This window comes from Streptomyces sp. AB3(2024), from assembly GCF_041862025.1.
GTDB lineage: Bacteria > Actinomycetota > Actinomycetes > Streptomycetales > Streptomycetaceae > Streptomyces.
On record NZ_JBGWAB010000320.1, the window covers coordinates 1 to 720 of the forward strand.

Here is a 720-nt window from a genome sequence, read left to right on the forward strand (position 1 = left end):
GTCACCACCAGCGGGACGACGGGCAGCTCACGCGCCTCCCCCGCCGGCTCCTCCACCCGGACCGGAGCCTGCTCCAGGATCACGTGCGCGTTCGTCCCGCTCACACCGAACGACGACACCCCCGCCCGCCGCACACGCCCCACCTCGGGCCACACACGCTCCTCGGCCAGCAGCTCAACCGCACCCGCCGCCCAATCCACCTCCGAAGACGGCACACCCACATGCAACGTCCGCGGCAGCACACCACGCTCCAGCGCCATCACCATCTTGATGACACCACCCACACCAGCAGCCGCCTGCGCATGCCCGATGTTCGACTTCAACGACCCCAGCCACAAAGGCTGTCCGGCCGGACGCCGACCGTACGTCGCCAGCAACGCCTGCGCCTCGATCGGATCACCCAGCCGCGTACCCGTACCGTGCGCCTCCACCACATCCACATCAGCGACCCCGAGCCCCGCACTGTCCAACGCCGCCCGGATCACCCGCTGCTGCGACGGACCGTTCGGCGCCGTCAGACCATTGCTCGCACCGTCCTGGTTCACCGCCGAACCACGCACCACCGCCAACACCCGATGACCCCGCGCCACCGCGTCCGACAGCCGCTCCACCAGCAGCATCCCCACACCCTCGGCCCAGCCCGTACCGTCCGCCGCGTCCGAGAACGCCTTGCACCGGCCGTCCACCGCCAGCCCCCGCTGCTGCGAGAACTCCACGAAG

1 protein-coding gene is annotated in these 720 nt (G+C 70.6%); it reads right to left on the reverse strand.

Annotated elements, in window-relative coordinates; translation table 11 throughout:
- Positions 1-720 (reverse strand): beta-ketoacyl synthase N-terminal-like domain-containing protein (locus tag ACEPPI_RS40560; protein ID WP_373920249.1); only part of this gene is annotated, 720 nt, incomplete at both ends.